Source organism: Arthrobacter sp. UYNi723, from assembly GCF_054057635.1.
On the sequence record NZ_JBSRZM010000065.1, the window covers coordinates 1 to 3,934 of the forward strand.

Annotated in this window: 3 protein-coding genes and 1 pseudogene; 1 reads left to right on the forward strand and 3 read right to left on the reverse strand. The window is 64.1% G+C overall.

The features are described 5' to 3' along the window. The 3 genes and pseudogenes from ACVWY0_RS22075 to ACVWY0_RS22085 all read right to left on the reverse strand — a co-directional run. Window positions 1-497, reverse strand: a pseudogene (locus ACVWY0_RS22075) (hypothetical protein); the annotation flags it as partial. 11 nt (window positions 498-508) lie between these two features. Continuing rightward, a complete protein-coding gene (locus ACVWY0_RS22080) occupies window positions 509-1,129 on the reverse strand; it encodes an MBL fold metallo-hydrolase (RefSeq protein WP_485838600.1) in 621 nt (206 codons plus the stop codon). Next, entirely contained in the window at window positions 1,129-2,214 is a 1,086-nt protein-coding gene (locus tag ACVWY0_RS22085; protein WP_485838601.1) for an S-(hydroxymethyl)mycothiol dehydrogenase, read from the reverse strand. Before ACVWY0_RS22085 ends, ACVWY0_RS22080 begins: the two co-directional genes overlap by 1 nt. 461 nt (window positions 2,215-2,675) lie before the next feature. Here ACVWY0_RS22085 and ACVWY0_RS22090 point away from each other — a divergent pair. Continuing rightward, on the forward strand, window positions 2,676-3,934 hold a 1,259-nt coding region (locus ACVWY0_RS22090; protein WP_485838602.1), incomplete at its 3' end, for an MFS transporter.

Below are 3,934 nucleotides of genomic sequence, written 5' to 3' on the forward strand. Positions count from 1 at the left end.
GTGTAGAAGACGCACCGGTCCGGCGTGGAGACCCGGATGTGCTCGCCAATCAGGTCGAACGCTTCGGCCCAGGAAATCGGCGAATAGTGCGTGTCACCTTCGCGGATCACCACCGGCTCGCTCAGGCGGCCCTGGTTGCCCAGCCAGTATTCCGTCTTCCCGGACAGTTCGGCGATGGAATGCCTGGCCCAGAACTCTGCCCCAACCGTCCGGAGGGTGTTCTCCTCGGCCACGGCCTTGGCGCCGTTCTCGCAGAACTCGGCCGCCTTGCGCTTCGTGGCAGATTCCGGCCAGGCACAGCCCGGGCAGTCAAACCCGCCCTGCTGATTCAGCCGCAGCAGGGACTGCGCCGTGCGGGACACCCCGGCCTGTGCGACGGCACGCTCCAGCGCAACCATCACGGCCTTGACACCGGCCGCTTCCCTCTTCGGCTTGCGGACGTCAAGCTCGTCCTCGTTGATGTCCGCAACGGGGGCCGGCTGCTTTCCGAACTTCACCGGTCCAACCTTCACTGGGCCACCTGGGCCAGGGTCTCGCGCTCGGCCCCGATGGTGGTGTTGTCGCCATGGCCGGTGCGGACCACGGTTTCCGGCGGAAGGGTAAGCAGCCGTTCCCGGATGGAGGTCAGGATGGTGGGGTAGTCGCTGTAGGACCTCCCGGTGGCACCCGGACCTCCGTTGAACAGCGTGTCCCCGGTGAAGACCGTCCCTTCGCCCTCCAAGAGGAAGCAGGTGGAGCCGGGCGAGTGGCCGGGCGTGTGGATGGCCTTCAGGGTGGCGCCGCCCACGTGGAACTCATCGCCGTCGGCAACATAGCGGTCCGGCTTGGCATACGGAAAGACCTGCTCCCAAAGCACCAGGTCGTCAGGATGCAGGTAAACCGGCGCCTCCACAGCCTCCGCCACGGCACACGCCGCGCCGATATGGTCGTTGTGCGCGTGGGTCAGCAGGATGGCCATGACCTTCCGCCCGCGGACCTGGCTGATGATCGCGGCGGCGTCGTGCGGGCAGTCGATGATCACGCACTCATCGTCGTTCCCCACGATCCAGACGTTGTTGTCCACGTCCCAGGTGCCGCCGTCGAGCGCAAACGTGCCCGAGGTGACCAGGTTCTCGGTGGTGACGCCCATCAGAGCTCCACCACCGAGCGCAGGACCTTGCCCTCGTGCATCTTGGCGAAGGCCTCCTCCACCTGGTCGATGGTGATGCGCTCGGTGACGAAGGCGTCCAGGTTCAGGTTGCCCTGCTTGTAGTGCGCCACCAGCATCGGGAAGTCGCGGGAGGGCAGGCAGTCCCCGTACCAGGACGACTTCAGGGACCCGCCGCGGCCGAAAACGTCCAGGAGGGGCAGCTCAAGCAACGTGCCCGGCGTCGGGACGCCCACCAGGACCACCCGGCCGGCGAGGTCGCGGGCGTAGAACGCCTGCTTGTACGTTTCGGGGCGTCCGACGGCGTCAATCACCAGGTCGGCGCCGTTGCCGTTCGTGAGGGCCCGGATGGCCTCGATGGGGTCGACTTTGCTGGAGTCCACGCCGTGGGTGGCGCCGAGGGACCTGGCCATGGCCACCTTGTTGGCGTCGATGTCCACGGCGATGATGGTGGTGGCGCCGGCCAGCTTGGCGCCCGCGATCGCGGCGATGCCGACCCCGCCGCAGCCGATCACGGCCACGGATTCGCCGCGCTTGACTTCACCGGTGTTGATGGCGGCGCCGATGCCTGCCATCACGCCGCAGCCGAGCAGCCCGACGGCGGCGGCATCGGCGTCGTCGTCCACCTTGGTGCACTGCCCGGCGGCTACCAGGGTCTTCTCCGCGAAGGCGCCGATGCCCAGCGCGGGAGAGAGTTCCGTGCCGTCCTCAAGTGTCATCTTCTGCGTGGCGTTGTGCGTGTTGAAGCAGTACTGCGGCTGGCCCTTGGCACACGCCCGGCACTCACCGCAGACAGCGCGCCAGTTCAGGATCACGCGGTCGCCGGGAGCCACCTCGGTGACGTCCGGTCCGACGGAGCTGACCACCCCGGTGGCCTCATGACCTAGCAGGATCGGGAAATCGTCAGTGATGCCGCCCTGCTTGTAGTGCAGGTCGGTGTGGCAGACCCCGCAGGTGAGGATGTCCACCAGCGCCTCGCCCGGACCGGGGTCCGGCACCAGGATGGTCTCCACCGAAACCGGGGCATTCTTTTCCTTGGCGATGACCGCCTTGACTCTGTGAACCATTAGCTGGTGTTCCTTTCCTGAGTCCAGGGACTCCTGGGCGACGGCGCTCCGGGCAATTCAGCCGACCCGTCGGGTTCAAAAGGTTCTCACGCCGCAGCTCCGGGGCCCTCAACCGCTGGTTGCTAGAACCTGAGTTATTGCGTATTACACAACGCGGTGCACATAGCGCGTACTCGAAAATATGTCAGCCGTCACGGAGGGTGTCAATAGAACGCTCTTGTGCTGCGTTCGTCCACTGACCCAGTGAGGGCCTGGACGCATGCCATTATCGCAACATGATTTCATCCAACGCAACTATTGCCTTGTCTTCTCTTGCCGTGCGCCGGCCGGGAAACCAGTTACTGCCTTCGTTAGGGCGTTGCTCCATGACGCAAAATAGGCATTGACTGTGTTGCTCATCACGCTTAGTCTGGTGCAACAGCGTTGCGCTGATTGCAACCCAAAACCTATTTGGTGGATACATGAGTAACGAAACTTCCTCTCCCGCTGCTGCGGGAGGCCCTGGCCCCAAACCGCATGGTGCACATGACGGACCCGGCGCCGGTCGCAGCACGTTGAGCGGCCATAATTTTGAACCTGCTGACGGTGCGGTCAGCAAGGAAACGCGCCGCAAAGTCGTCGCGGCCAGCTTTATCGGCAACTTTGTTGAGTGGTTTGACTACGCGGTTTATGGCTATCTTGCCGTCACGATCGCGACAGTCTTTTTCCCTGAATCAGATCCCCAGACCGGGCTTCTGCTGACGTTCGCCCTGTTTGCGATTTCGTTCCTGGTACGCCCGCTCGGCGGGTTCGTCTGGGGCCACATCGGTGACAAGGTGGGCCGGCGGACAGCTCTCTCCCTGTCGATCTTGATCATGTCCGGCGCAACTTTCTGTATAGCTCTCATTCCGGGCTATGCCACGATCGGCATCTGGGCCCCGATCCTGCTCCTGGTCATCAGGGTCGCACAGGGTTTCTCCGCCTCTGGTGAGTACGCCGGGGCTTCAGCTTTCCTGGTGGAGTACGCCCCTGCCAACAAGCGCGGCCTGTACGCCGCGGTGGTTCCTGCCAGCACCGCAGCCGGATTGCTCCTCGGTTCCCTGATCGCAGGCCTGCTGACAGTCCTGCTCACTACAGAGGCAATGCACAGCTGGGGTTGGCGCCTGCCGTTCCTGCTGGCCGCCCCCATGGGCCTGATCGGACGCTACATCCGGACCAAGCTCGAGGACACCCCGGTGTTCCGCGAACTGGCAGCCGAGGACGAAACCATCAAGGCACCGGTATCCAGCCTGTTCCGGAACCACTGGCGGCAGCTCCTCAGGGCTGTCGGAGCCGTGCTGCTCAACGCCGTCGGGTTCTACGTCATCCTCAGCTACATGCCTACCTACCTGTCCTCCGAGCTGGGCCTCGGCCAAACCGAAGCATTCCTCGCCACAACCATCGCGCTGGTCACCTACATCGGCTTCATCTTCCTGACGGGAATGCTCTCAGACCGTTACGGACGCAAGAAAGTCCTGATCGCCGCATCCGTCGCCTTCATCCTGTTGACGGTCCCTGCATTTGCGCTGCTGGGAACCGGGAACTTCCTGGTCATCGTCCTTGTCCAGATCCTCCTGGGCGCAATGCTCACCCTCAACGACGGCACGCTCCCCAGCTTCCTGGCCGAAATGTTCCCCACCCGGGTCCGCTACAGCGGCTTCGCCGTCAGCTTCAACCTTTCCAACGCGCTCTTCGGGGGCAC